We start from the raw sequence: 25,562 nt of genomic DNA on the forward strand, positions 1-25,562 counted from the left end.
CAGGCTCAGGGCCGGGTCCGGCCCTCGATGTAGTGGCGGCGGCACAGGGCCACATAGCGCTCATTGCCGCCGATTTCTATCTGGTCCCCTTCCCGCACCACCCCCTCGGGGCCCAGCCGTGCATTCATATGGGCCTTGTTGCCGCACCAGCAGATGGTTTTCAGCTCCTCCAGCTTGTCCGCCAGGCACAGCAGGTAATATGCCCCCTCGAACAGCTCGCCCCTGAAATCGGTTTTCAGGCCGTAGGCCATGACCGGGATATCCAGCTCATCGACAATGCGCGCCAGCTGGTAAACCTGATCCCGGGTCAGGAACTGGGCCTCGTCCAGGATAAACACATCCACCGGCCGGCGGGCGGCACGCTCGGCAATAAGGGCGAACAGGTCGCAGTCCCGGCCAAAGCTGTCTACCTCCAGCTGCAATCCCACCCGGGCGCGGATCAGCCCTTCGCCCGCCCGGTTGTCAATGCGCGGCGTCATGGCATAGGGCGACAGCCCCCGCTCCCGGTAATTGAAATGGGCCTGAATAAGCTGGGTCGACTTGCCCGAATTCATGGCCGCGTATTTGTAGTGCAGGGACGCCATGGTTCAGCTCCGCTGCCGCCAGGCCCAGTAGCCCAGCACCGCCACAAATCCCGCCAGCGCGGCGATAAAGCCGGCGAGCAAGGAGCCGGTCTTGCCCAGGGCCAGGTAGCCCGCCACGCTCACCAGCGCCATCGACAGGGCATAGGGCAGCTGGGTCATCACATGGTCGATGTGATGGCAGGAGGCCCCGGTGGACGACAGTATGGTGGTGTCGGAAATGGGCGAGCAATGATCGCCAAACACGGCGCCGGCCATGACGGCCGACATGCCGGGCAGCAGCATGGCGGGATCGAGGGCCATGGTCATGTCGGCGGCAATCGGCAACATGACGCCAAAGGTGCCCCAGCTGGTTCCGGTGGCAAAGGCCATGGTGCCCGCCAGCACAAACAGCACCGCCGGCAACAGAAACAGCGGCATGTTCTGCTGTACCAGCGAAGCCAGGTATTTACCGGTGTGCAGCTCGCCGATCAGGCCGGCGATGGTCCAGGCAAACAACAGGATATATATGGCCGGCAGCATGCCCTTGATACCGGCCATGATGGTCTGCAGCCAGCCGGCGGCGGTGACCCGGCCACGGAGCATGGCGATGGCGCAGATCAGTGTGCCGGCCAGGCCGCCCAGCACCAGGGAGCGTCCCACATTGGTGTTTTCCAGCGCCCCCAGCAGGCTGAAGGCGGTTTCGCTTTCCGCCAGGGCCCGGGCGCCGGTCCAGAACAGGGCTATCACCGTCACCAGGGTCAGGCCGCCGATGGCCAGCAGCAAATCGGCCACCCGGCCGCCGCTGGTGTCGTGATCCTGGACTCCGGGCGGCGTCCCCTTGTTGGCGTCAAACAGCTCGCCCGCCATGGCCTTTTGCTCGTGCCGGGCCATGGCGCCCAAATCCCAGCCGCCACGAATGACCAGGATCACCATCAGCAGGGTAAACAGGGCATAAAAATTCATCGCGCCCATGGTCAGGAAAGCCCCCAGGGCACTTTGCCCGGTGAGGCCGTAACCGGCAAGAATACCGCCCACCAGGGCGATGATATAGGCCCCCCAGGAAGACACCGGCATCAGCACGCAAATGGGCGCGGCGGTGGAGTCGAGCAAATAGGCCAGCTTGGCACGGGATATACCGAATCTGTCGGTCACCGGACGACAAATGGTGCCCACCGACAGACTGTGAAAATAATCATCGATAAAGAAAACAAAGACCAGCAAGCCGGTCATTACCTTGGCCTGACGACGGCTTTTTATTCTGGCCTGTGCCCATTGGGCAAAGGCGTGGGTGGCACCGATCCGGCTCAACATGCTGATGATGCAGCCGAGCAATAGCAGGAACAGCAATATATTGACATTCCACTCATTGAGCGCGCCCTCATCCCAGAACAGGGTACCGACCCTGGCGGCCAAATGGCCGGCGGCGGACAAGGGCTGGAATTGTTGCAGCAACAGCGCGGCCAGGAGTATTCCCAGGCCGAGGGAAAGCAATACACGGCGGGTCGCAATGGCCAGCACGATGGCCAGCAGCGGAGGAAGCAAGGACCAAACGGTCTGGATATACGGATGAGATTCCACAACGGCACCTGGATCTGAATTGACAATATCACCACCAGGAACAGGAAACCGGTATAGCATGGCCCTCTCTTTCCCAGCAGTAGCGCATCACGGCGATCATCACCGTGACAGTATCAGCCCTTTCGGTACTGATCCCAGCCGCCATGTTCGATAAACACGGCGACTTCGGCATTCCTTCCTTTCAACCGGGATAAACGGCATCACCCTGATCCGGCCTACTGATAAGAGATGCACCTCTACGCAGGTAAGCTGGAGGATTTTACTGTCAAAAAGTGAAAGATCAACAGATTGGGCTGGACCTTGTCGCTTTTTACCGCATTTACCCACTCCATTGGCCATTCTGCGCCCTGGTGTTTAACATAACCCCCTGCACAGTTTTACATTTATGAATACATCGGGATGATGGTCCCGCCGATATCGCCAGCCCGAAAAGGATCACCCATCCTGCGCCTCCCATTTGGCAAAATTATTGCATTTTGCAAATGCAATATTCTGGAGATGTCTCCGGTCTTGAATCCTTGCCAAATCAATTAAGCCGGTAAATAACTAATTAACTTGCCAGCGACAAATTGACGTTGTAAATTTAATCCATCCGAATAAATTCAATTACACCACAGGTGAACATAATGACCGAATTCCTCAAAACACTGCTGAATATCCGAAGCCTGCGTGCCGCCGCTCGCGAGCTGACTCTGGAACAACTTGAAGAAGGCCTGTCCAAACTGACTTCTGTGGTGGAAGAACGTCGTGAAGCCGAAGCTGCCGACAGGGCCGCCCAGGAAGAGCGTGAGCGCAAGCTGAAAGAATATATGAACATGTTGGCCGCCGACGGCATTGATATCAACGATCTGGTTGAGATGGCCGAGCCCGCCAAAAAGGCCGTGGCTCCGCGCAGCAAGCGCCCCGCCAAATACGCTTATACCGATGAAAGCGGCGAGAGCAAAACCTGGACCGGCCAGGGCCGCAAGCCTGCCGTTATCCAGAAAGCACTGGATAATGGCGCCAGCCTGGATGAATTCCTTATCAAGTGATTTCACAGACTCCTGTTAAAACGGGGCCTCCAGGGCCCCGTTTTTTTATCCTTTTACCGCGCTTTTATCATCCCCGGGTTTCATGCCTTTTATTGCGTTACGCTGGCGGGCATATTTGACCACGGGTTCAATTGCAATGGCATTCGCGCCATTGGCACCATTATCCGACGGGTACGCCTCCCCTTGTGGCAATGGCACAGCCCCTTCACGATGCATCACCGTTGCGCAGCAAGAAAAGCATAAAGTCCCTGCTCCAGGCCGTTGAGCTTGAATTCATAAACCAGCGCCAGCTCGGCTCCCAGAGTACCGGGCGGCCAGCCCTTGCGCTCCAGCCAGCACAAATAGGCCATGGGCAGCCGCAACAGTGGCTGCCCCTGGTATTTGCCGTAGGGCATGGGCCGGCGGATGAGGCGAAGCAACCCGGCCTGATCCAGGCCGGGTAAAACAGCGTCAGCCATGCAGGCCGGCATTGATGGCGGCCAGCACGGCGGCGGGCTCCGCCGCCTGGGTGATGGGCCGGCCAATCACCAGGTAGTCGCTGCCTGCAGCCAGGGCCTGCTCCGGGGTCATGATGCGGCGCTGATCGCCGGCATCGCTGCCCGCCGGGCGGATACCGGGGGTAACCAGCTTGAAGTCCGGCCCCAGCTCGGCCTTGAGCAGGCTGGCCTCCTGGGCGGAGCACACCACGCCATCCAGCCCCGCGTCCCGGGTCAGGCGGGCCAGGGCCAGTACCTGCTCGGCGGGCGAACGCAGCACGCCGATCTGGCTCAGCTCGTCGCCGGTCATGCTGGTCAGGACGGTAACCGCAATCAACAGAGGGGCGCGCTCGCCATAGGGCTGCAGGGCCTCGCGGGCCGCCTGCATCATGCGGGGGCCGCCGCTGGCATGGACGTTGACCATCCATACTCCCAGCTCGGCCGCCGCCGCCACCGCCTTGGCTACGGTGTTGGGAATGTCGTGGAATTTCAGGTCGAGGAAAACATCGAAACCCCGGGCAACCAGGGCACGGACAAAGTCGGGCCCGAACAGGGTGAACATTTCCTTGCCGACCTTGAGCCGGCACTGGCTGGGATCCAGCTGCGCCACCAGGGCCAGCGCCTGCTGCTCATCGGCGAAATCGAGCGCAATCAGTATTTTGGGATCGCCGTTATGTGATGCTTGCATAAATGAGTACCTTTATTTTTATACTTGGCCATGCCGGATCCCGGGCCGGAATCCACCCTTCGGACAAGGGTGCAACCCACCCGGAACGCCGGCCTGCGCCGGAGTGACAATATGTGGTGGTTACCAACCGGTCCCCCATTCCCGTGGCCAAATCATTCGCCGTCCAGGCCACGCACCGGTTTGATGCTGCCCCACTGTTTGCAGGAAGGGCATTGCCAAAACAGGGTATGGCTGGCAAAGCCGCACTGGCCGCAGCGATGGCTGGGCTTGGCCTTGATTTGTTCGGCCACCAGCGCCTTGAGCATCTCCAGGCTGGCCCTGGCCCTGCCCTGCTCGGCGTTGGCCGCGTGGTAGGACATCAGCCGGTAAAAGCCTTTCATGGTGGGATGGCGCTGCAACTGGGACAACACCAACTGCTCGGCGCTGATTTGCCCTTCCCGCTCGGCGACCCGATCGGCCAGCATCAGCACGGCACTGGTGCCGCAGCCCCTGGCGACCCAGTGTTCGAGCAGCTCGGCAAACTGCTCGTCCTTGCCCTGCTGGTGGTAGCAATGCTGCAGATCCGGCAGTACCTCGCTGATAAAATCTTCGTCCTGCTCAACCACCTGCTCCAGACAGGCGGCGGCCTGGCTCCATTGCGCCTGGGCAATGTGGATGGCCGCCAGCCGTAAATTGGCCCGTACGCAGCCCGGATCGGCGCGTAATGCCTTTTTCAGGTCCGCTATCGCGCCCTTGTCGTCCTGGCGGCGCCGTTTTTGTTCGGCCAGCTCGCAATAGAAATGGCCTATGGGCGTCATCGTTTTGATCCCACGGCGCTTGCGCAACCGCTCGGCCACCGCAATGGCCTGCTCCCAGTCCCGCAGTTGCTGGTAAATCAGCATCAGCTGGCTCAGGGCCTCTTCTTCAAAGTCCGGGTCTTCCTTCAATTCGTTCAGGATGTGCTCGGCCCGGTCAAGCAGGCCGGCGGCCAGAAAATCCCGTGCTAGCTCCAGCATCGCCAGATGGCGCTGTTCAGGCAGCAGGTTGGGACGTGCGATCAGGTTCTGATGAATGCGGATGGCTCTGTCCACTTCGCCACGGGAGCGGAACAGATTGCCGAGAGCCAGGTGGGTTTCAATGGTTTCACTGTCGACCTGCAGCAGCTGGATAAAGAGATCCACCGCCTTGTCCGGCTCGTCGGACAGTAAAAAATTCAACCCGGCAACGTATTGCCGGGAGAAATGATTGGATTGTTTCTGAGCATCCTGCCGTACTCCCCTGCGCCCCATATACCAGCCATAGGCCGCCGCCACCGGGAGCAGCAGAAACAGCAATTCCAGCATGGGAGTCGTCAGTCCTTAACCGGCAACGCCCTGAGCTCTTCCAGTTCCTTGTGCTGACGTTCTACTTTCTTGCGCAGTCCCTTGTTGTTCATCTTGAGGCGCAGCATGACCAGGCCAAAGACCAGCCAGCCGATAAGAAAACCGGCCACAAACACCACGGCCAACAACGAAGAAAGGCGATAGTCGCCCTGGGCCAGCAGATAGTTGACATGAACCAGCTGGTCGTTTTGCGCGCCCAGCGTCAAACCCACCGCGAAAAGAATTGCCAGTATTACCAGGCCAAGAATGATTTTCACCGTATCCTCTCAACTTCCTGATTCCGAGTATCGGCATTATCCCGGAAAAGACCGGCCCCCGCCATAAGGCGAGCCGGGAAAAGTGATATTAAGCCGGGTTTACCCGCTCGCGCAGTTCCTTGCCCGGTTTGAAATGGGGTACATATTTGCCGGTCAATTCCACTTTCTCGCCGGTCTTGGGATTGCGGCCCAGGCGGGGCGCCCGGTAATGGAGCGAGAAACTGCCAAAGCCGCGAATTTCAATGCGATCCCCGCTTTGCAGGGTCGAGGCCATCTGTTCGAGAATTTCCTTGATGGCGTTTTCCACTTCCTTGGCGGAAAGGTGGCTGTATTGTTCGGACAGTCGTTCAATCAGGTCTGATTTGGTCATGATTCAGTCTCCGGAACATCCAACAAAAAGGGGCCGCGAAGGGCCCCCTTTTCAAATCGGACAGGCTTATTCGCCTTTGGCCGCCTTGAACGCTTCCGCCATGGCACTCAGACCAACTTCTTCTTGCTGTTGGTTCAGGTTGTCCATAACGGCTTTCTCTTCAGCTTCGTCCTTCGCACGGATGGACAGGCTGACGGTGCGGTTCTTGCGATCCACGCCCATGAAGCGCGCTTCGACTTCCTCACCCACGCTCAGCACGGTGGAGGCGTCTTCGATGCGGTCGCGGGAGATGTCGGCAACGCGGACGTAACCTTCCACGCCTTCTTCCAGCTCAACCACGGCGCCCTTGGCGTCAACGGCGGTGATGGTACCCTTAACGATAGCACCTTTCTTGTTGTCAGACAGGTACTTATTGAAGGGGTCCTCGTCGATTTGCTTCACGCCCAGGCTGATGCGCTCGCGCTCGGGATCGACCTGCAGAACAACGGCGTCGATTTCGTCGCCTTTCTTGAAATCACGAACGGCTTCGTCACCGTTGGCGTTCCAGGAAATGTCGGACAGGTGAACCAGACCGTCGATGCCGCCGTCCAGACCGATGAAGATACCGAAGTCGGTGATGGACTTGATCTTGCCGGAAACGCGATCACCCTTGTTGTGGGTCTCGGCAAACAGCTGCCAGGGGTTGGCTTTGCACTGCTTGAGGCCCAGGGAGATACGACGACGCTCTTCGTCGATGTCCAGAACCATGACATCCACGTTGTCGCCAACGGAAACCACTTTGGAGGGGTGGATGTTCTTGTTGGTCCAGTCCATTTCGGACACGTGCACCAGGCCTTCAACGCCTTCTTCGATTTCAACGAAGCAGCCGTAGTCGGTCAGGTTGGTCACGCGGCCGGACAGACGGGTGCCTTCCGGATAACGGTTGGCGATATCGACCCACGGATCTTCGCCCAGTTGCTTCAGGCCCAGAGACACACGGGTGCGCTCGCGGTCGAACTTCAGCACTTTAACGTTGATTTCGTCGCCCACGTTCACGATCTCGGACGGATGCTTAACGCGCTTCCAGGCCATGTCGGTGATGTGCAGCAGGCCGTCTACGCCGCCCAGATCAACGAAGGCACCGTAGTCGGTCAGGTTCTTGACGATACCCTTGACTTCCTGGCCTTCCTGCAGGTTTTCGAGCAGCTGCTCGCGCTCTACGCTGTTCTCGGTTTCGATCACGGCGCGGCGGGAAACGACCACGTTGTTGCGCTTCTGGTCCAGCTTGATGACTTTGAACTCAAGCTCTTTGCCTTCCAGGTGCAGGGTGTCGCGTACCGGACGTACGTCGACCAGAGAACCGGGCAGGAAGGCACGGATGCTGTTCACTTCTACGGTGAAGCCGCCTTTGACCTTGCCGTTGATAACGCCAACAACGGTTTCCTGATCTTCGTAGGCTTTTTCCAGTTGCAGCCAGGCTTCGTGACGCTTGGCTTTTTCGCGGGAAAGCTGAGTCTCGCCGAAACCGTCTTCAACGGCATCCAGAGCTACGTCAACCTGGTCGCCAACGCTGATTTCCAGCTCGCCCTGGGCGTTCTTGAACTGTTCGGCGGGAATGGCGGATTCGGATTTCAGACCGGCGTCAACCAGAACGATACCGTTCTCGATGGCAACAACGGTACCCTTGACGATGGAACCGGGACGGGTTTCGAGCTCTTTCAGAGACTCTTCAAAGAGTTGAGCAAAAGATTCAGTCATGTTTAATGAATACACTTTTAAAGTTGAACATCCACGGGGCAATCCGGCTCCGGTGGGGTGATTAACACTGACCGGCCTCTTCCTTAAGGCTGGCATTGCCAAATGCTTTAGCGGCCAAGCATAACCTTAGTATGACCCAGGACTTTTTCCAGCACTTGTGTGATGGTCAGGTCGGTGGAGTCGATAACCAGGGCATCGTCGGCCGCCTTGAGGGGCGCCACACTCCGGTTTCTGTCCCGGTGGTCACGCTCCTGAATTTCGCTTAAAAGGCGGTCAAAGCTAACATCAAAGCCCTTGTCTTGCAACTGTTTAAACCGCCGCTGGGCACGCTCCTCGGCACTGGCATCGAGGAAGATTTTGACCTGCGCATCGGGGAACACCACTGTGCCCATATCGCGCCCGTCGGCGATAAGTCCGGGCTTGGCACGAAAGGCGCGCTGGCGCCGTAGCAGGGCCTCGCGCACCCGGGGGAAGGCGGCAACCTTGCTGGCCGCATCGGCGATATCCTGGGTGCGGATACTGCGGGAAACGTCTTCGCCCTCCAGTATGGTGCGGATCTGCCCCTGCTCCACCGGAAACTGTACATCCAGGTGTGCCGCCAGGGGCATCAGGCCGGCTTCATCGTCCAGCGCCACATTGTGATGCAGGGCGGCCAGCGCCAGCACCCGGTAGATGGCGCCGGAGTCGAGCAAATGCCATTCCAGTTGTTCGGCCAGCAACTGGCAAAGGGTTCCCTTGCCGGCTCCGCCCGGGCCATCGACGGTGATGACGGGAGCTTGTTCAGACATGGCGTCCTCCATAGATCATGAGTTCGGGCAACGCCGGGCCGGGCCCGGGTTCCGCGCGGCCGGCATTATACCCGAGTTGGGCAACAAAGGCATATATTACAATTAATTAACAATGAGCCCCACGCGATTGAACCTATACCTGCCCGTTTATCCGCTTTACAATAGCCGCCATTTTTCGTTGATGTGCTAACGCAAGAGGAACGCCATGAGCAGTGTTACCCGGATGGCAAACTCCAAATTGCCCACCCCCTGGGGCACCTTTACCCTGGTCGGGTTTGAAGAAAAGGGAACGGGCAAGGATCATGCCGCCCTGGTCATGGGCGACATCGGCAACGGTGAACCGGTGCTGGCCCGCATCCATTCCGAATGCCTGACCGGCGACGCCCTGTTCAGCCTGCGCTGCGACTGCGGCTTCCAGCTGCAGGCCGCCCTGGAAAACATCGCCAGGGAAGGCCGGGGCGTGCTGCTCTATGTCCGCCAGGAAGGCCGGGGCATCGGCCTGCTGAACAAAATCCACGCCTATCACCTGCAGGATCAGGGCAAGGACACGGTAGAAGCCAATGTCGAGCTGGGTTTCGCCGCCGATATGCGCGATTACACCATCTGCGCCGACATGCTGCGCAGCCTGGGCGTAAGCGGGCTGCGGCTGATGACCAACAACCCGCGCAAGGTCAAGGCGATGGAAAACTTCGGTATTCCGGTGGTGGAGCGGGTGCCGTTGCAGGAAGGGCGCAACCCCTTCAACGAGCATTACCTCGACACCAAGGCCGGCAAGCTGGGCCATATGCTCAAGGAGCAGGACTGAGCACAAAAAACGGGCGCCTGGCGCCCGTTTTGTCGTTATATCAACACCAGACGCCCTGGGACACTCCCGGGGCGTTTTTTGTGCCGGATTAGGCCCTAGCCCCGGCGGCGGCCGCCAGCATGTCGGCATCGCTGCGCTTGATCACGGAGTAAATCACCCCGGTCACGATGGAGCCCAGCGCGATGGCCAGCACATACCACAGCACTTGCTGGATGGCGTTGGGGATGAACAGCACGAAAATGCCGCCATGGGGCGCCAGCAGCTTGGCGCCGAACAGCATGGACAGGGCGCCGGTCAGGGCGCCGCCGATCATGCAGCTCGGGATCACCCGCAGCGGATCCCGGGCCGCGAAGGGAATGGCCCCTTCGGAGATAAAGCACAGCCCCAGCACGAAGGAGGCCTTGCCTGCTTCCTGCTCGTTGGTGTTGAACTTGCGCCGGGCCAGGAAGGTGGCGATGCCCATGCCGAGCGCCGGCACCATGCCCGCCGCCATGGCCGCCGCCATGGGACCGTAGGTTTCGGACGCCAGCAGGCCGACCGAAAAGGCGTAGGCCGCCTTGTTGACCGGACCGCCCATGTCGAAGCACATCATGGCGCCGATGATGATGCCGAGCAGCACGGCGTTGGCCGAGCCCATGTTGTTGAGGAAGTCGGTCATGGTGTTCATGATGGCCGCAACCGGGCCGCCGACGATGTAGATCATCACCAGGCCGGTAAAGAGGCTGGCGAACAGCGGGATGATCAGAATCGGCTTGAGCGACTCCAGGCTCTTCGGCATGGGGATGTTGCGTGCCAGGAAGCGGGCGGCATAGCCGGCCAGGAAACCACTGGCGATACCACCGAGGAAACCGGCTCCCAGGGAGCTGGCCAGCATGCCGCCGATCATGCCGGGGGCGATGCCGGGCCGATCCGCAATGGAATAGGCGATATAGCCGGACAGCACCGGTATCATCAGGGCGAAGGCTGAGCCGCCGCCGATCTGCATCAGGGCGGCGGCCAGGGTGCCTTCCTCTTTAAAGGCCTCGATGCCGAACACGAAGGACAGGGCGATGATAAGGCCCCCCGCCACCACCATGGGCAGCATGAAGGAAACCCCGGTCAGCAGGTGCTGGTAGGGACCGGCCTGTTTCTTGTCGTCCTTGCCTTCCTGGGCGGCGCCGTTGCCCTGCCCCTGATGCTGGTACATCTTGGCTTCGGCGAGGGCGGTCTCGATGGTGATCTTCGGCTTTTTCAGCGCCTGGCCGGTGCTGGTGCGGTACACCCGCTTGCCGTCGAACCGGCTCAGGTTGACGTCGATGTCGGCGGCCACGATGACGCAGTCGGCGGCGGCGATGTCCTCGGCGGTAAGGCCGTTCTGGGCACCCACCGAGCCCTGGGTTTCCACCTTGATCTGGTGGCCCATGGCCTTGGCGGTTTCATTCAACGCCTCGGCCGACATAAAGGTATGGGCCACCCCGGTCGGACAGGCGGTAATGGCCACCAGCCTAACGCCGGCAGCGGCGGCCGGCGCGCTCCCCTGCTGCCTGACCGCCTGGCCGGCGGCCTGCTGCAGCCAGGCCTTGGGCCCGTTCAGCGCCTGCTGGATATCACTCTTGTACAACGGCTTGCCGGCAAAGCGGGATAAATCCAGCTCAACGCCGGCGGCCACCACCACCAGTTCCGCCCGTTCTATCTGGGCGGCGGTGAAAGGGGTGACCGGCTCCAGCTGACTGTGGCATTCCACCGCAACCTGCCAACCCAACTCCGTCGCTGCCTGGCCCAATACCCGGGCGGCCATGTAACTGCTTGCCATGCCGCTGGGGCAGGCGGTAATGATCAGCGCGTTCATGTGTTCTCCTTTAGGCCTCGATCTTGTCGATCTGGATGGCGTTCTGATAGTCACTGACTTCCTTTTGATTACGAATGCCTACCCCAATCTGGGTGACCGCCATCAGCGACAGGGCCACCGCCCGGCGCAGGGTTTCCTCTTCGTCCATCCCCTCCACCATGCCGGCGCACAGGCCGGCCACCAGGCTGTCTCCCGCCCCGACGGTGCTGACCACCTTGACCCTGGGGACCCTGGCCCGCCAGTAGCCCTGGGGGCCGAACCAGTGCACGCCGTCGGCACCGGCCGATACCACCACGTGTTCGATGCCCTTGGCCTGCAGCGCACGGGCGCAGGCAGCCAGATCGTCCTCATCGGCAATGGGGCGCCCCACCAGGCCCGACAGCTCTTCGATATTGGGCTTGATCAGGGCGGGAAATCCCTTGATGCCGGCGCGCAGCGCCTCGCCGCTGGCATCCAGCAGCACCGTTTTGCCCCGTTCGCGCCACATTTCGATCATGCCCTCGAGCTGCTGGGGATGGACCCCGGGCGGCAGGCTGCCCGCCACCACCAGGTAGTCGAAGTTGTTGGCCAGGGACTCCAGCCGCGCCAGCAGGCGGTTCCAGTCCACGTCGGTCACCTTGAGGCCGGGCAGGTTGATATCGGTCACCCGGCCGTCGGCTTCGCTGATTTTGACGTTGACCCGGGTGTCGCCGGCCAGGCGTACGAAGTCGTCTTCGATGCCGTGCTGGCTGAACAGGGCGCGGAACGACGAGTCGTTGTTCAGGCCGAGAAAGCCGCTGGCCCTGGGGGTGTGGCCCAGATCCGCCAGCACCCGGGCCACATTGATGCCCTTGCCCGCCGCCCCCAGGTGGCCGGATCTGGCCAGGTTGACATGGCCGGCATTAAGGCTGTCGAGGGACACGGTCAAATCCAGGGCCGGATTCAGGGTCAGGGTTAAAATACTCATTTGGCTTCTCCTACCAGGGCTCGTACCGCATTGGCATCGCTGGCCCTGAGCGCCTGCTCGGCCAGTTGTTGACATTCACTCAGGCTCCAGTCGCGCACCTGGGCCTTGACCAGGGGCACCCGCTTGAGGCTGACCGACAGCTCGTCCACCCCCAGGCCCACCAGCAGCGGCAGCGCCTTGGGATCCGAGCCCAGCTCGCCGCACACCCCGACCCACTTGCCTTTGGCATGGGCGGCGTCGACGGTCATTTTGATAAGCCGCAGCACTGCCGGGTTGAGGCCGTCGGACAGGCTGGCCAGCTCGCCGTTGCCGCGGTCCACCGCCAGGGTGTACTGGGTCAGGTCGTTGGTGCCGATGCTGAAGAAGTCGGCCTCCTCGGCGAACACCTGGGCGTTGAGGGCGGCGGAAGGCACTTCCACCATGATGCCCACCTGCACGTCACTGGCCTGCACCTCGGCCTGGACCTGGTCGAACATGTCCTTGGCCCAGCGCCATTCGGACCAGTCCGCCACCATGGGGAACATGATGCGGATGGGCTGGTCGCCGGCGGCGGTCAACAGGGCACGCAGCTGGGTTTCGAGCAGTTCGGGCTTTTCCATGCACAGGCGGATGCCGCGCACCCCGAGGAAGGGGTTTTCCTCTTTCGGCACCGGCCAGTAAGGCAGCGGCTTGTCACCGCCCACGTCCAGGGTGCGGGCCACCAGGGGGCGGCCGTCGAGGGCGTCGATGGCCTTCTTGTACTCGGCAATCTGGGCATCCAGGCCGGGGGCGCTGCTCTGGGCCATGAACACGAATTCGGTACGCAGCAGGCCCACGCCCTCGGCGCCGGCTTCCACCGCCTCCACCGCCTTGGCGGTCTCGCCCAGGTTGGCGCACACCTCGACGCGATGGCCGTCGCGGGTGGCGGCATGCTGGTCGCGGGTCGCCCAGGCCTGCTCCGCCAGTGCCTTCTCTTGCTGCTGGCGAGTCTTGGCCTGCGCCAGCTGCTCGGCCTCGGGCGCCACCCAGAGGGTGCCGGCCTCGCCGTTCAGTATCACTTCGGTGCCCTGCTTCAGGGTCATGACGGCACCACCCATGGCCACCAGGGCCGGAATGCCCAGCGAGCGGGCCAGGATGGCGCTGTGGGAAGAGGCGCCGCCGCCGGCAGTGACCATGCCCAGCACCTTGGCCGGATCCATGTTGACCACGTCGGAGGGGCCGATGTCTTCCGCCACCCAGATGTAGGGGGTATCCGGCTTCTGCGGCAGCGGCGTGTCGCACAAAATGGCCATCACCCGGCGGCCGATGTCGCGGATATCGGCGGCACGCTCGGCGAGCAGGGCGTCGGGGCTCGCCGCCTGCAGGGTGGCGGCGGAGTCGATTTCGCTCCACCAGGCGGCGGCGGCGGACAGCCCCTTGCCCATGCGCTCGGCGGCGCCGTCGGCCAGGGAGGGATCCTCCAGCAGTTCCTGGTGCATGGCCATGATCTCGCGGGCCTGGGGCTGGCTGGCCTTGGCCACGCTGTCCGCCAGGTCGGCATGGGCCTGTTTGATGGCTGCGCTCAATTTTTGTTGCTCGGCAGCGGCATCGCTGGCCTTTTCCGGGTAGTCGAACTGGACGGGGGCTTCCACGTAGACGGGTCCGATGGCGGTGCCCGGCGAGGCGGCCACGCCCTGTACCTCGGTGTTGGGGGCGATGTCGTGCACCGGGTGGGTCTCGGGCTGTCCGGCCTCGGCCGCCGGGGCTTCGGCCAGCGGGGCGATGTCTTCGCCCAGGCCGCTGTTCACCGCCTCGACCAGCCCGGCCAGGGCGGCTTCGGCATCGGGCCCCTCGGCCCTGAACACCAGTTGGTGACCGGCCTTGACGCCCAGGCTGATGACCTTCATCAGGCTCTTGGCGGACACGCTGTGGCCGTCGCCGTCCTGGTTGCGCACCTGGATGTCGGCCTCGAACTGTTTGGCGGTCTGCACCAGCATGGCGCCGGGGCGGGCGTGCAGGCCGTGGGGGTTGCGCACCACCACCAGCCGCTCGTTGGCGGCCAGGTCCGGCGTCGCGGTCGCCGACACCGACACCGACGCGGCGATAATGTCTTCCCCCAGGCCGGACTCGACGGCGGCGACCATGGCCCGGACGGCCTCGGCGGCGTCCTCGCCCTCGGCCCTGAATGCCAGGGTATGGCCGAGCTTGACGCCCAGGGTCATGATTTTCATCAGGCTCTTGGCGGACACCGCCTTGCCGTTGCCGTCCAGGTTGCGCACCTGGATATCGGCCTTGAATTGTTTGGCCGCCTGTACCAGCATGGCACCCGGGCGGGCATGCAGGCCATGGGGATTGCGCACTTCCACCGTCAGTTCGTCCTGGCCGGCGGCCCGGCCCGGCCCCTGTTGCAGGGCGGCCAACAATGCCGCCGCCGAGGCCTGGCCGGCCAGTTCGGCGCCCTTGCCCGCCACCAGCCAGTCGGCCAGTTGGCCGAGCAGGGTTTTATGGCCACTCCCCCGGGTGGCCAGCGCCAACAGCGCCCTGACCTCCTGCTGCTGGTGCTCGAAGGCGTTCGCCAGGGTCAGTATCGCCGCCTGGGGCCGCTCTTGCGCCGGCGCCTGGGCCAGCCACCAGCCCTGGCCGAGGTGGAGGGTCTGCTTGAACAGGGCCGCCTGTTCGGCACTGTCGGCCTGCAACAGATCGCCCGCGCTTTTTTGCAGCTGGAGCAGGCCGGCGGCCTTGGTGGCGGTGCGCACCTGCCGCTCATCCAGCTCAAGCTGAACACTGTCATCGCCCTGCAGCAGGCTGAGGATGTCTTCGGCCTGGCTGGCGGTCTTGACCCGCTCGGCCAGATCGTCCCGGGACAGGGCCCGGGCCAGTTGTTTGAGCAGACCGAGGTGCTCGTCGGAGCCGGCGGCGATGCCCAGCACCAGATAGGCTTTTTCGCCTTCGCCCCATTCCACGCCCTGGGGCAGGTGGATGGCCTTGATGCCGGTTTTCTTCACCAGGTGGCGGGTGTCCTGGGTGCCGTGGGGAATGGCAATACCCTGTCCCAGGTAGGTGGCGGTCTGCGCTTCCCGGGCCCGCATGCCGGCCTCGTAGCCGGCGGCAACATTGCCGTCCTGCTCAAGCCATTCGGCCAGGGCCGCAATAACGGCATTTTTGTCGGCCAGGGACTGGCCGATTCTTACGTCTTGTGTGGACAGTGAAAGCATGACATCACCTGCTGATTGACAAGGATATTGACACCCTAGAACACGTTGGGACTAATTGGACCGATTTTGTAACTGAATTCATACTGAATCGTTTCAGCAATTCAGGCAAGCTATCCGCACCGACAGATTGCAATGATATGATCTGGTGCACATTTTGATGGATTTACCGACCAATGAAACTTGACGAAGTCGCCCGCCTGGCCGGGGTCTCCCGCACGACCGCCAGCTATGTGATCAACGGCAAGGCGGAGCAGCACCGCATCAGCCAGGCCACCCAGGACAAGGTGATGGCGGTGGTCCGGGCGCACAATTACCAGCCCGACCGCCAGGCCGCCGCCCTGCGCGGCGCCCTGTCCCACACCTTCGGCCTGATAGTGCCGGATCTGGAAAACCCCAGTTACGCGCGCATGGCCAAGCTGCTCGAGTGGCAGGCCCGCCAGGCCGGTTTCCAGTTGCTGGTCACCTGCTCCGACGACGAGCCGCAAACCGAAAAGGATCTGGCGATGATGCTGAAAGGGCGGCGGGTGGACGCCCTGATTGTCGCCTCCTGCCTGCCGCTGGAGGATGATTTTTATCTCCGGCTCCACCAGGATCTGCCGGTGATCGGGGTTGACCGTTCCCTGCCCGCCCCCCTGATTTATGTGAGCAGCGAAAACAAGGCTTCCTCCTTCCGGCTTACCCAGACCCTGGCCTGCGCCGAACTGGAGCAGGCCTGGCTGATTGCCGCCGCGCCGGATCTGGGTATCAGCCTGGAGCGGGAGCAGGGCTTTGTGAAGGCGCTGGAAAAAACCGGGGTACCCTACCAGGTGCTCTACGGCGAGCGGTTCGAGCGTCAGACCGCCTTTCGCCTGCTGACCGAACTGGACCCGGTCGACTGGCACCGGCCCCAGGCCATCGTCACCACCGCCTTCGTGCTGCTTGAAGGGGTGCTCGACTATTTTTACCAGCACGAGGCCCAACTGCCGCCCCGGCTGCGGCTCGGCACCTTTGGCGATCACCGGCTGCTCGATTTTCTGTCGAGCCCCATCAACACCATTGCCCAGGATCACCATATCCTGACCCAGCAGGTATTGACCCTGACCCTGGATGCGGTGCGCGGCAACTACCGCAGCGGCCATTATCCCATTCCGCGGATCCTGCACAAGCGCTGAACTCAGGGCGCGATTTCCTGCCCGTTCCAGGCGAAAAGCCGGCCCGAGTCCGCCGGCTCCAGCCGCTCCAGCACCGCCAGCAAATGCCGGGCCGCCTGTTCCGGCGTCTGCAGCTGCCCCTCGGCCAGGCCGGCGCGAAAGGGCGCCGACAAAGGGGTGGCCACCGTCCCCGGGTGCAGGCCCACCACACAGGCGGCGGGAAAACGCCGGCTCCACTCCACCGCCAGCGTTTTAATCGCCATGTTGAGGGCGGCCTTGCTGATGCGGTAGCTGTACCAGCCGCCCGCGCGGTTGTCGCTGATGCTGCCGACCCGGGCCGACAGGGCGGCAAAGCGCAGCGGCTGGTGTCGGCCCAGCCGCCGGGACAGCAGGCGGCCCATGGCCAGGGTGGGCCAGGTGTTGACATGGATGCTGTTAAGCAGCGCGGCTTCGCTCAGGTGTTCAATGCGTTTTTCCGGCTGCTGCCCCTGCTGGTGCAGCATGCCCAGGGTGTTGATCACCCGCTCGGGCAGGGCATCCTCGGCGCAGGCCTGCTCCAGGGCCTCGTCGTCGGTGCCATCCAGCCTTCGCCAGTCCAGGCCCGCCAGGCAGGGATCGCGCCGGCTGAACAACAGTACCTGATGGCCGTCGGCCAGGCAGGCCTCGGCGATGGCGCGGCCAATGCCGCCGCCGCCCATGATCCAGTAACGCATGCTGCTTTCTCCCTGTGTACCAAACCCATCCGGACCGGGAGCGGTGCGACTTTATTGCGGCAAGGGAGTTATGGCGCCGCCGGGAAGGACTCCTTCGTCAGCAGGGTGGCGGCCCAGCGGGTCAGGGGCTCGGCCAGCTCGCCAAACAACGCCCCCTGATCCGCCGGCGCGGTGACCGACACAAGCCGGCCCTGCCACTGGAAGTCCAGTTTCCAGGCATGCAGATAGCCCCTGTCCGCCGGACTGCCCCCATAACGCTCGTCGCCGAGAATGGGGCTGCCCAGGCTTTTCATGGCTACCCTCAGTTGGTGGGTCCTGCCGGTGTAAGGTTGCAGCAACAAGGCCCGCAGCCCCTCGGCAAGCAGGGTACTGTAAAAACGGGTGATGGCTGGATTGACCTGGCTACGGCTGAGCTTCCAGCTGCCGCCCCTGGCCTTTTCCATGTCGCCCCGGATCAGCCCCTGCTTTTTGGCGGGCTTGCGGTCGGTCAGGGCCAGGTAATGCTTGCGAGGAATACGTTCGGCAAACTGGCGACTGAGCTCCCGGTTGGCCTCGGCGGTGCGGGCCAGCAGCAGGGCACCCGTGGTCATCTTGTCGAGCCGGTGCACCGGATAGAGGGACTCGCCCAGCGCCTCGCCGAGCCGGCGCACCAAACCCGGGCTGTCTCCTTCCTGGTGCATGCCGATACCGGCGGGCTTGTTGATCACGTAGAACTGGTCGTGGCGTAACAGTATGTCCATGAGTTCACTCCGGGCGGGACAATGCAAAAAGCCCGCTGCGGGTTACGCAGCGGGCTTTTCCGGTCTGGCGGAGGAGGTGGGATTTGAACCCACGGTGGGCTATTAACCCACGCCGGTTTTCAAGACCGGTGCATTCAACCACTCTGCCACCCCTCCGACGGGCGACAATACTACTCAAGCGCCCCCGGACTTGTAAACCGATAAATGCGCAAGCCGGCGCGACTGGACAAGAAATGGCCAGCCGCCGGCCGGGCATGGCGCGCCGGTGCAACAGAAAGCTCGACAACCGGGTCATATTATGTCCAGAATGGGGTTAACGAATTGACCGTGCTATCCTTGCCTGAGTGACAAAGGAGTCTCAACAATGCGATACAACAATACCCTGTCCCGTACCCAGTCGGGCGCGCTGGAAACCAACAAGGTCCTGCGCAATACCTATATGCTGCTGGGCCTGACCCTGGTGGTCGCCGCCCTGTCGGCGGGCGTCAGCGCCATGATGAACCTGCCCCATCCGGGCCTTATTATCACCCTGGTCGGCTTTTACGGCCTGATGTTCCTGACCGAACGCAACAAAAACAGCGGGCTTGGTCTCCTGTTCATCTTCGCCTTCACCGCCTTCACCGGCTACACCATAGGCCCCATCCTCAACTATTACCTGAGCACCAGTTCGGGCACCGAAACCGTGATGCTGGCCCTGGGCGGCACCGCCCTGACCTTCCTGTCCCTGTCCGCCTATGTGCTGACCACCAAGAAGGACATGTCCTTCCTCGGCGGTATGATGATGGCCGGTTTCGTGGTCATCCTGGTGGGCTTCGTGGCCAACCTGTTCCTGGCCCTGCCGGCCCTCAGCCTGGCCCTGAGCGCCCTGTTCATCCTGTTCTCGTCCGGCGCCATCCTGATGCAGACCAGCGCCATCATCCACGGCGGCGAGCAAAACTACATCTCCGCCACCGTGACCCTGTATGTGTCTATCTTCAATATCTTCCTCAGCCTGCTGCAGTTGCTGGGGCTCAGCCGCGACTAAAACACCGGCTCCTTATACAAAAGCCCCGTCCGGGGCTTTTTTTATGGATAACGGCGCTGTACCCGGCCTTTGAGTCGAGTATGATTCCCTTATATTTCCCCTTGCAGAGTCGTACCATGTCTTTTGCTGTGCCCTGGCTGAGACGGGTCGTTACCGACAGCCACTTTTTCTTTGCCCTCAAGGTATTACTGGCCATGGCCAGCATGCTGCTGCCGGGCTGGTGGCTGGGTGAGGTACCCGCTGCCGTCACCCTTTGCCTGGGTGCCATGGCCGCCGCCCTGAGCGAGGCGGATCACCGGCCGAGTCGCCGCCTGCTGACCCTGGTACTGAGCCTGCTGTGCTTCTTCGTCGCCATTACCGGGGTGACGCTGGGTATGGCACACCCCCTTATTCTGGGTCCGGTGCTGGTGCTGGCCACCTTTGTGCTTATTCTGATCGGCGCCTGGGGCCAGAGCGTAGGGGCACTGGGCTACGGCACCCTGCTGATATCCCTTTATGCCATGCAGGGCCATGTGGACAGCCCCTCCTTCTGGTATCAGCCGCTGATGCTGACCGCCGGGGCCGCCTGGTATGGCCTGTTGTCCTGGTTGATTCTGCTGGCCTGGCCCTATAAACCGGTACACGAGCAACTGGCCGGCTGCTGCTTTGCCCTCTCGCGCTATCTGCTGGAAAAATCCCGCTTTTTCGACAGCCCCGAAGAACTGCACCGGGGCCTGCGCCATCAGTTGGCCCAGCTTAATATTCAGCTGGTCAATGCCCTGGAAATCACCAAACAGATGCTCAACCGCCGGCTCAAGGGGCCGGTACAGGATCCCGAGCTGGCCCGTTTGCTGGCGCTTTACCTGCTGATACAGCGCATTCATGAACGGGCCGCGTCCAGTCACTATTCCTACCGCCAACTGCACCGGGATCTGGACCGGGCCGATCTGCTGGCCGGCTACCAGATCCTGCTGGCCGAATTGGGAGAGGCCTGTCACCGGCTGGGCTATTCCATTCTGACCCACAACCCCTTTCATCCGGGCAAGCGTATTGCCTGGGAGCTGTCGGCACTCAAGGATCAGCTCGACTACAGCCATCATCAGCGCCATTATTCCGCCGAGCTGATGAGCCCGCTGCGTTTTCTGACCCGAAATATGGACCATGTGCACCGGGCACTGCTGCAGGCCGAAACGCTCACTGCCGACCATGCCGCGACCCTGGAGGACAACCGGCCTTCCGAACTGGCCCGGCCCCGGCCCCAGCCCTTTTTTACTCGGCTGAAAGCCCTGCTTAACCCCAACGCCATCCTGTTTCGCCACGGGGTACGCATGAGCGCCTGCTTTGCACTGGGGTTTGGCCTTATTAACGCCCTGGACATCGCCCAGGGCTACTGGATACTGCTGACCATCCTCTTTGTGTGCAAACCCAGTTTCAGCGCCACCCGCCAGCGGCTGACCGAGCGGACCCTGGGCACCCTGGCGGGTATACTGGTGGGCATTCCCCTGCTGCTGCTGTTTCCTTCCCTCGAAAGCCGGCTGGTTATCCTGGTTCTCTGCTGCTTCCTGTTTTTTACCCAGGTGCGCCAGCGCTACAGCCTGGCGGTATGCTTTGTCACCCTCTTTGTACTGCTGGCCTTTGAGCTGCAGGGAGGACGCCAGGATCCGGTACTGCTACCCCGCCTGCTCGACACCCTGGCCGGCAGCATCATCGCCTTTGTGGCGGTGTGGTTTATCTGGCCCGACTGGCAGCGCCGCCACCTGCCCCGGCTGCTGGCCGATGCCCTGGACGCCAACGCCGCCTACCTGGCTGCCATAGGCAAGCCGGTCAGCCGGGCAGAGGAAGAGGATCAGGCCTACCGCATCGCCCGCAAGCAGGCCCACCTGGCCGACAACCAGCTGGCCCAGGCCTGGCAGAATATTCGGGTGGAGCCCCTGTCCCGCCACTGGCTGAACCCCTTTTTTGAAATTGCCTATCGCAACCATGCACTGCTGTCCTACCTGTCAACCCTGGGAGCCCATCGCCAGCCGGATCAACTGTTACCCCAGACGATAGTGAGCGGACTCTGCGAGCGGCTGCGGGCCTCGGCCCGGGCCCTGCGCAGCGGCTCTCCCCTGCCCGAGCCACCGCCCCTGCCGCTGCCCCCGGCCCGGCAGGACGAATGGCACATTCTGACCCGGCAGATACTCGGCAACATGGCCATGCTCATCAACGACCTGCACCAGCTGGCCGGTGGCGTGCGGGATCAACATGGACAAGCTCCCGCACCTGAGTAAGATGGCGGTCCAACACAGGAGGCAGCATGCTTGAATTTGAAGGGCGCCCCATCGCCACCGATGCCCAGGGGTATTTAAAACACCACCAAGACTGGCAGCCGGCCTTGGCCGAGTTGCTGGCGGAGCAGGAAGGGATCAGCCTCACCCCGGAACATTGGGAAGTGATCCATTTTGTGCGCAATTTTTACCTGAAGTACAACAGCTCGCCGGCTATCCGGGCGCTGGTCAAGGCCATGGCCAAGGAGCTGGGAGAGGAGAAAGGGAACAGCCGTTATCTGTACCGGCTGTTCCCCAAGGGGCCGGCCAAGCAGGCCACCAAACTGGCGGGCCTGCCCAAGCCGGTCAAGTGCATCTGAACCCTACTGGGGCAACACCCGCCCCTTGAGGCCGGTCAGCCGCTCCAGGGCACCGAGCTGCTGCTCGAGTCGCCCCTTGGCGTCCGGCCCCACCCACACCCGGTTCAGCTCTCCCTGGCGGGGCACCGAGGGCGTGGTCTGGGCCCGGTAGCCCGCCGCCCTCAGCTTCTGCACCAGGGCGTTGACGTTGTCGGCATTGCGAAACGCCCCCAACTGGACGATATAGCCGCCCTGCTGGGGCTCGGCAGGCTTGACCACGGGCGCGGCCTGCACCACGCCGGCCGCGGGCAGCGGCGGCGCCGGCTTGATTTCCGGTGCCGGCCTGGGCTGGGGCACCGGTTTGGGCACGGGAGCCGGGGTCGGTTTGGGGGCCGGTGCGGGCGGCGGCTCGGGCGCCGCCCGAGGGGCGCTGGCGGCCTGGGCCAGGGCGGTCTCGGGCGCCGGTTGCGGCGCCACCGGCGGCGCTTCCTTCACTTTCTCCAGGGTCCACACCGGCGGCGCGGCCGGTTCGGCCGGATCAGCGGGCGGCTCCACCGGTGGACGCGCAGGCTCGAGCTCGGGGCGCAGCGGTATGCTGACCGCCTCTTCCGGCAAGGGCTGCTGCTTGCCGTCCAGCAGGTCCGGCAGGAAAATGACGCCCAGGGCCACCAGGATAACGGTGCCCACCAGTCGATGCTGAAATTGTGTTGCCAAAACCGCCTCTTATTCGTGTGCCGGTGACGGGCGCGGCAGGGCCAGCACCTCGGCCACCGTGTAAAAGGAGCCGAACGCAATAATGATGTCATCTTTGCCGCAGGCCGCCTCGGCGGCCTGCAGGGCCTCCGCCACCCGGGGGTAGCTGTGCCCGGTTTGGAGGATGCGGGCCAGCTCGGCACCCTCGGCCCCCCGCGGGCCCGCCAGGCTGGCCGGATACCAGTGATCAACCAGCGCCTGCAGGGGTGCCAGGCTGGCGGCGATATCCTTGTCTCTGAGCATGCCCACCACCCCGTGGATGCGCCCGGCCACCGTCATGCCGGCCAGCCGGCGGGCCAGGTAGGCGGCCGATTCGGGGTTGTGGGCCACGTCCACCCACAGGCAGGGCGACAGTCGCTGCAACCGGCCGGCGAGCCGGGCTTCGGCCAGGCCGGTGCGGATGGCCCGCTCCGGCAGGCGCAGGGGTGACAGCGCCAGGGTCGCCAGGGCGGTGGCGGCGTTCATCAGCGGCAGCTCGGGCATGGGCAGGGCCTCGAGTTCGAGGCCAAGGCCACGGAAGCTCCACCCCCCTGCCTGCGCCTGCCAGTGAAAATCCCGGCCGGTGCAATAGAGCGGAGTGCCTTTCTTTTCGGCCTGCGCCAGCACGCTGGCGGGCGGTTCGGGATCGCCGCACACCGCCGGCTTGCCGGGCCGGAAGATGCCCGCCTTTTCAACGCCGATGGTTTCCCGGTCATTGCCCAGCCAGTCGGTGTGATCGAGGGCCACAGTAGTGATCACCGTCTGATCCGATGCCACCACATTGGTGGCATCGAGCCGTCCGCCAAGGCCGACTTCCAGCAGCACTACCTCGGGCGCGGCGGCCCTGAACAGCCACAACGCCGCCAGGGTACCGAATTCGAAGTAGGTCAGGGCAATGTCGCCACGGGCCGCTTCCACGGCCGCAAAGGCCTCGCAAAAGGCCGATTCGGCGGGAAAGTCACCATTGACCCTTACCCGCTCGCGGTAGTCGAGCAGGTGCGGCGAGGAATAGACCCCAACGCTGTGCCCCGCCGCCCGCAGCATGGCCTCGAGCAGCGCACAGGTGGTGCCCTTGCCATTGGTGCCGCCCACGGTGATCACATGGGCCGGCAGGCTCAGCAGCCCGAGCCGGCCGGCCACCGCCTGCATCCGTTCAAGGCCAAGCTCGATATGGGCGATGTTCAGGCTTTCCAGGTACGCCAGCCAGCCGGCCAGGGTTGCGGTCGCCGGCGGGACCAGGGGAGTGTGCATCAGAATTCCGCCGGCTCCTGGTTCATCAGCTTGCCGATAAGCCCGGCCAGGCGATCACGCATCTCGCGCCGGTCGATGATCATGTCGATGGCGCCGTGCTCCAGCAGGAACTCGCTGCGCTGGAAACCTTCCGGCAGCTTTTCGCGCACCGTCTGTTCGATGACCCGGGGACCGGCGAAGCCGATCAGGGCCTTGGGCTCGCCCACGTTGACATCGCCCAGCATGGCGAGGCTGGCGGAGACGCCGCCCATGGTCGGATCGGTCAGGACCGAAATATAGGGCAGGCCGGCGGCGGAGAGACGGTTGAGGGCGGCGCTGGTCTTGGCCATCTGCATCAGCGAGAACAGGGCTTCCTGCATGCGCGCGCCGCCGGAAGCGGAAAAACACACCAGGGCGCGGTTTTCGGCCAGGCAGGCTTCCACCGCGCGCACGAAGCGGGCGCCGACCACGGATGCCATGGAGCCGCCCATAAAGGAGAATTCGAAGGCACAGGCCACCACCGGCAGGCCCTTGAGGGTGCCTTTCATCACCACCATGGCGTCTTTTTCATTGCTGCTTTTCTGGGCGGCGCTGATCCTGTCCTTGTATTTTTTCGAGTCCTTGAACTTGAGCACGTCCTGGGGCTCGAGTTCGGCCCCCAGCTCCTCGCGACCGTCCTGGTCCAGGAATTTATCCAGCCGGGCACGGGCGGAAATGCGCATGTGGTGATCGCACTTGGGGCAGACTTCCAGATTGCGATCGAGCTCGGCCCGGTACAGAACCTGCTCGCATTGGGTGCACTTGGTCCAGACCCCTTCCGGAATATTGTGACGACGAACACCGATGTTCTTATTCTTGGGGAGAATTTTCTCAAGCCAGCTCATGGAAATCCTTACTCGTTTTCGTGGTTGTCACGCAGCGGTCATTAAAGCATATAACCGCCCGCGGGTTGATAAAAAACTGCCGGTCGCCGGACTGGTCCTACCGCCGTCAGAATGGGTCGGGCAGCCACAGGGGCCCGGGCACCGTCTTCGGCAAACCGAACTCGGGCGGATAGTCGACCTCCACCAGATAAAGCCCGCCGGCCTTGGCGGTGGCGCCGGCCAGGTTGCGATCGCGCCCGTCCAGCACCTCCTGCACCCAGCCCGCCTCGGCCTGGCCCAGGCCCACCTGCAGCAAGGTACCGGTAATATTGCGCACCATGTGGTGCAGAAAGGCGTTGGCCTTGATGTCGAGCACGATAAAGTGGCCAAAGCGCCGCACCCTGAGGTGCATAACATTGCGACAGGGGCTCCTGGACTGGCATTGCACCGCCCTGAAGGCGCTGAAGTCACGCTCGCCGAGCAGGCACTGGCCGGCCTGGTGCATCCGCTCGGCGTCGATGTCGCCCACATAGTGGCTTACTCCGGCGCCATGGATGGCGGGCCGCATATTGTGGTTGAAAATAATATAACGGTAGCGACGGGCGGTGGCACTGAAGCGGGCGTGGAATTCGTCCGGCACCCGCCTGACCCAGCGCACCGCGATATCCGGCGGCAGGTTGGCATTCATTCCCAGGGTCCAGGCGCCGTCCGGCCGGACCGCCTCGGTATCGAAATGCACCACCTGGCCGGTGCCGTGCACTCCGGCGTCGGTGCGCCCGGCGCACTGTACCTCGACCGGATGATCGGCAATTTTCGACAGGGCCTTTTCCACCTCTTCCTGAATGCTGGGAACCTCCCGCTGCCGCTGCCAGCCGTAGTAACGGCTGCCGTCATACTCTATGCCAAGGGCAATGCGCATAATCAGTTCCAAGGTCAAAAAAG

At 62.9% G+C, this 25,562-nt stretch carries 24 protein-coding genes, 1 tRNA gene, 2 pseudogenes and 1 riboswitch; of the genes and pseudogenes, 6 read left to right on the forward strand and 21 right to left on the reverse strand.

Features of this window, described 5'->3' with window-relative positions; all coding sequences use genetic code 11:
* Positions 1-5: 5 nt before the first annotated feature.
* Together C7I36_RS00760 and C7I36_RS00765 are read right to left on the reverse strand one after the other, a co-directional pair.
* Entirely contained in the window at positions 6-584 is a 579-nt protein-coding gene (locus C7I36_RS00760) for a thymidine kinase (RefSeq protein WP_106451839.1), read from the reverse strand.
* 3 nt (positions 585-587) lie between these two features.
* Entirely contained in the window at positions 588-2,141 is a 1,554-nt protein-coding gene (locus tag C7I36_RS00765) for a Na+/H+ antiporter NhaC family protein (RefSeq protein WP_146137288.1), read from the reverse strand.
* 72 nt (positions 2,142-2,213) lie between these two features.
* A riboswitch (Lysine riboswitch) is annotated at positions 2,214-2,388 on the reverse strand.
* Positions 2,389-2,767: 379 nt separating this feature from the next.
* Between C7I36_RS00765 and C7I36_RS00770 the strand changes: the two genes are divergently transcribed.
* A complete protein-coding gene (locus C7I36_RS00770; RefSeq protein ID WP_106451841.1) occupies positions 2,768-3,172 on the forward strand; it encodes an H-NS family histone-like protein in 405 nt (134 codons plus the stop codon).
* Positions 3,173-3,387: 215 nt separating this feature from the next.
* Here C7I36_RS00770 and C7I36_RS00775 read toward each other — a convergent pair whose 3' ends face one another.
* The 7 genes from C7I36_RS00775 to cmk all read right to left on the reverse strand — a co-directional run bounded on the left by C7I36_RS00775 (position 3,388) and on the right by cmk (position 8,849).
* Positions 3,388-3,630: a DUF3820 family protein gene (locus tag C7I36_RS00775; RefSeq protein ID WP_106451954.1), complete on the reverse strand. Its 243-nt coding sequence runs from the start codon at positions 3,628-3,630 to the stop codon at positions 3,388-3,390.
* A complete protein-coding gene (gene pyrF / locus C7I36_RS00780; RefSeq protein ID WP_106451842.1) occupies positions 3,623-4,336 on the reverse strand; it encodes an orotidine-5'-phosphate decarboxylase in 714 nt (237 codons plus the stop codon). Before pyrF ends, C7I36_RS00775 begins: the two co-directional genes overlap by 8 nt.
* A 152-nt stretch (positions 4,337-4,488) precedes the next feature.
* Complete coding sequence (gene lapB, locus C7I36_RS00785) at positions 4,489-5,658, reverse strand: lipopolysaccharide assembly protein LapB (RefSeq protein WP_106451843.1); 1,170 nt, start codon at positions 5,656-5,658, stop codon at positions 4,489-4,491.
* A gap of 8 nt (positions 5,659-5,666) precedes the next feature.
* Positions 5,667-5,954, reverse strand: coding sequence for a LapA family protein (locus tag C7I36_RS00790; protein WP_106451844.1), 288 nt, complete (start codon positions 5,952-5,954; stop codon positions 5,667-5,669).
* An 88-nt stretch (positions 5,955-6,042) separates the two neighbouring features.
* Positions 6,043-6,324, reverse strand: coding sequence for an integration host factor subunit beta (gene ihfB, locus C7I36_RS00795; protein WP_106451845.1), 282 nt, complete (start codon positions 6,322-6,324; stop codon positions 6,043-6,045).
* Positions 6,325-6,390: 66 nt separating this feature from the next.
* Positions 6,391-8,061, reverse strand: a complete 1,671-nt coding sequence (gene rpsA, locus C7I36_RS00800; protein ID WP_106451846.1) for a 30S ribosomal protein S1 — start codon at positions 8,059-8,061, stop codon at positions 6,391-6,393.
* 107 nt (positions 8,062-8,168) lie between these two features.
* Positions 8,169-8,849: a (d)CMP kinase gene (gene cmk / locus C7I36_RS00805; RefSeq protein ID WP_106451847.1), complete on the reverse strand. Its 681-nt coding sequence runs from the start codon at positions 8,847-8,849 to the stop codon at positions 8,169-8,171.
* A gap of 205 nt (positions 8,850-9,054) precedes the next feature.
* On the opposite strand from cmk, the gene ribA reads away from it, so the two are divergent.
* Complete coding sequence (gene ribA / locus C7I36_RS00810; RefSeq protein WP_106451848.1) at positions 9,055-9,654, forward strand: GTP cyclohydrolase II; 600 nt, start codon at positions 9,055-9,057, stop codon at positions 9,652-9,654.
* A gap of 88 nt (positions 9,655-9,742) precedes the next feature.
* On the opposite strand, the gene C7I36_RS00815 is transcribed toward ribA, so the two are convergent.
* From C7I36_RS00815 to fruB, 5 genes and pseudogenes are all read right to left on the reverse strand, one after another.
* Positions 9,743-11,482 (reverse strand): PTS fructose-like transporter subunit IIB, encoded by a 1,740-nt coding sequence (locus tag C7I36_RS00815; protein ID WP_106451849.1) that lies wholly within the window; start codon positions 11,480-11,482, stop codon positions 9,743-9,745.
* A 10-nt stretch (positions 11,483-11,492) separates the two neighbouring features.
* Positions 11,493-12,428, reverse strand: a complete 936-nt coding sequence (gene pfkB / locus C7I36_RS00820; protein ID WP_106451850.1) for a 1-phosphofructokinase — start codon at positions 12,426-12,428, stop codon at positions 11,493-11,495.
* Entirely contained in the window at positions 12,425-14,194 is a 1,770-nt protein-coding gene (gene ptsP / locus C7I36_RS17905) for a phosphoenolpyruvate--protein phosphotransferase (RefSeq protein ID WP_245879993.1), read from the reverse strand. Before ptsP ends, pfkB begins: the two co-directional genes overlap by 4 nt.
* Positions 14,174-14,461, reverse strand: a pseudogene (locus C7I36_RS17910) (HPr family phosphocarrier protein); the annotation flags it as partial. The gene ptsP and the pseudogene C7I36_RS17910, both read right to left, overlap by 21 nt.
* Positions 14,462-14,506: 45 nt before the next feature.
* Positions 14,507-15,601 (reverse strand): annotated as a pseudogene (fruB, locus tag C7I36_RS17915) (fused PTS fructose transporter subunit IIA/HPr protein); the annotation flags it as partial.
* A gap of 173 nt (positions 15,602-15,774) precedes the next feature.
* On the opposite strand from fruB, the gene cra reads away from it, so the two are divergent.
* Entirely contained in the window at positions 15,775-16,752 is a 978-nt protein-coding gene (cra, locus tag C7I36_RS00830) for a catabolite repressor/activator (RefSeq protein ID WP_106451852.1), read from the forward strand.
* A gap of 2 nt (positions 16,753-16,754) precedes the next feature.
* Here cra and C7I36_RS00835 read toward each other — a convergent pair whose 3' ends face one another.
* From C7I36_RS00835 to C7I36_RS00845, 3 genes are all read right to left on the reverse strand, one after another.
* Positions 16,755-17,444 carry an SDR family NAD(P)-dependent oxidoreductase gene (locus C7I36_RS00835; RefSeq protein WP_106451853.1) on the reverse strand — a complete coding sequence of 230 codons (690 nt, stop codon included), beginning with the start codon at positions 17,442-17,444 and terminating at the stop codon, positions 16,755-16,757.
* A 68-nt stretch (positions 17,445-17,512) separates the two neighbouring features.
* Positions 17,513-18,184, reverse strand: a complete 672-nt coding sequence (locus tag C7I36_RS00840) for a TIGR01621 family pseudouridine synthase (RefSeq protein WP_106451854.1) — start codon at positions 18,182-18,184, stop codon at positions 17,513-17,515.
* A 65-nt stretch (positions 18,185-18,249) separates the two neighbouring features.
* Positions 18,250-18,340 (reverse strand) — tRNA-Ser (locus tag C7I36_RS00845).
* 208 nt (positions 18,341-18,548) lie between these two features.
* On the opposite strand from C7I36_RS00845, the gene C7I36_RS00850 reads away from it, so the two are divergent.
* From C7I36_RS00850 to C7I36_RS00860, 3 genes are all read left to right on the forward strand, one after another.
* On the forward strand, positions 18,549-19,208 hold the full coding sequence (locus C7I36_RS00850) for a Bax inhibitor-1/YccA family protein (protein ID WP_106451855.1): 660 nt from the start codon (positions 18,549-18,551) through the stop codon (positions 19,206-19,208).
* Between the two features lie 116 nt (positions 19,209-19,324).
* Positions 19,325-21,460, forward strand: coding sequence for a YccS family putative transporter (yccS, locus tag C7I36_RS00855; RefSeq protein ID WP_106451856.1), 2,136 nt, complete (start codon positions 19,325-19,327; stop codon positions 21,458-21,460).
* Positions 21,461-21,486: 26 nt separating this feature from the next.
* A complete protein-coding gene (locus C7I36_RS00860; RefSeq protein ID WP_106451857.1) occupies positions 21,487-21,816 on the forward strand; it encodes a TusE/DsrC/DsvC family sulfur relay protein in 330 nt (109 codons plus the stop codon).
* A gap of 3 nt (positions 21,817-21,819) precedes the next feature.
* Here C7I36_RS00860 and dedD read toward each other — a convergent pair whose 3' ends face one another.
* The 4 genes from dedD to truA form a co-directional block, all read right to left on the reverse strand.
* Positions 21,820-22,509 carry a cell division protein DedD gene (gene dedD, locus C7I36_RS00865; RefSeq protein WP_106451858.1) on the reverse strand — a complete coding sequence of 230 codons (690 nt, stop codon included), beginning with the start codon at positions 22,507-22,509 and terminating at the stop codon, positions 21,820-21,822.
* A 9-nt stretch (positions 22,510-22,518) separates the two neighbouring features.
* On the reverse strand, positions 22,519-23,778 hold the full coding sequence (folC, locus tag C7I36_RS00870; RefSeq protein WP_106451859.1) for a bifunctional tetrahydrofolate synthase/dihydrofolate synthase: 1,260 nt from the start codon (positions 23,776-23,778) through the stop codon (positions 22,519-22,521).
* A complete protein-coding gene (gene accD / locus C7I36_RS00875) occupies positions 23,778-24,641 on the reverse strand; it encodes an acetyl-CoA carboxylase, carboxyltransferase subunit beta (protein WP_106451860.1) in 864 nt (287 codons plus the stop codon). Before accD ends, folC begins: the two co-directional genes overlap by 1 nt.
* Before the next feature lie 106 nt (positions 24,642-24,747).
* Positions 24,748-25,539, reverse strand: coding sequence for a tRNA pseudouridine(38-40) synthase TruA (gene truA, locus C7I36_RS00880; RefSeq protein ID WP_106451861.1), 792 nt, complete (start codon positions 25,537-25,539; stop codon positions 24,748-24,750).
* Positions 25,540-25,562 lie beyond the last annotated feature (23 nt).

The sequence above is a fragment of the Zobellella taiwanensis genome (assembly GCF_003012795.1).
GTDB classification, from domain to species: Bacteria; Pseudomonadota; Gammaproteobacteria; order Enterobacterales; family Aeromonadaceae; genus Oceanimonas; species Oceanimonas taiwanensis.

Coding starts and splice junctions, on each gene's coding strand:
- C7I36_RS00760 (WP_106451839.1), bottom strand. CDS start 584: ATGGCGTCCCTGCACTACAAATACGCGGCCATGAATTCGGGCAAGTCG.
- C7I36_RS00770 (WP_106451841.1), top strand. CDS start 2,768: ATGACCGAATTCCTCAAAACACTGCTGAATATCCGAAGCCTGCGTGCC.
- C7I36_RS00775 (WP_106451954.1), bottom strand. CDS start 3,630: ATGGCTGACGCTGTTTTACCCGGCCTGGATCAGGCCGGGTTGCTTCGC.
- pyrF (WP_106451842.1), bottom strand. CDS start 4,336: ATGCAAGCATCACATAACGGCGATCCCAAAATACTGATTGCGCTCGAT.
- lapB (WP_106451843.1), bottom strand. CDS start 5,658: ATGCTGGAATTGCTGTTTCTGCTGCTCCCGGTGGCGGCGGCCTATGGC.
- ihfB (WP_106451845.1), bottom strand. CDS start 6,324: ATGACCAAATCAGACCTGATTGAACGACTGTCCGAACAATACAGCCAC.
- rpsA (WP_106451846.1), bottom strand. CDS start 8,061: ATGACTGAATCTTTTGCTCAACTCTTTGAAGAGTCTCTGAAAGAGCTC.
- cmk (WP_106451847.1), bottom strand. CDS start 8,849: ATGTCTGAACAAGCTCCCGTCATCACCGTCGATGGCCCGGGCGGAGCC.
- ribA (WP_106451848.1), top strand. CDS start 9,055: ATGAGCAGTGTTACCCGGATGGCAAACTCCAAATTGCCCACCCCCTGG.
- C7I36_RS00815 (WP_106451849.1), bottom strand. CDS start 11,482: ATGAACGCGCTGATCATTACCGCCTGCCCCAGCGGCATGGCAAGCAGT.
- pfkB (WP_106451850.1), bottom strand. CDS start 12,428: ATGAGTATTTTAACCCTGACCCTGAATCCGGCCCTGGATTTGACCGTG.
- cra (WP_106451852.1), top strand. CDS start 15,775: ATGAAACTTGACGAAGTCGCCCGCCTGGCCGGGGTCTCCCGCACGACC.
- C7I36_RS00835 (WP_106451853.1), bottom strand. CDS start 17,444: ATGCGTTACTGGATCATGGGCGGCGGCGGCATTGGCCGCGCCATCGCC.
- C7I36_RS00840 (WP_106451854.1), bottom strand. CDS start 18,184: ATGGACATACTGTTACGCCACGACCAGTTCTACGTGATCAACAAGCCC.
- C7I36_RS00850 (WP_106451855.1), top strand. CDS start 18,549: ATGCGATACAACAATACCCTGTCCCGTACCCAGTCGGGCGCGCTGGAA.
- yccS (WP_106451856.1), top strand. CDS start 19,325: ATGTCTTTTGCTGTGCCCTGGCTGAGACGGGTCGTTACCGACAGCCAC.
- C7I36_RS00860 (WP_106451857.1), top strand. CDS start 21,487: ATGCTTGAATTTGAAGGGCGCCCCATCGCCACCGATGCCCAGGGGTAT.
- folC (WP_106451859.1), bottom strand. CDS start 23,778: ATGCACACTCCCCTGGTCCCGCCGGCGACCGCAACCCTGGCCGGCTGG.
- accD (WP_106451860.1), bottom strand. CDS start 24,641: ATGAGCTGGCTTGAGAAAATTCTCCCCAAGAATAAGAACATCGGTGTT.
- truA (WP_106451861.1), bottom strand. CDS start 25,539: ATGCGCATTGCCCTTGGCATAGAGTATGACGGCAGCCGTTACTACGGC.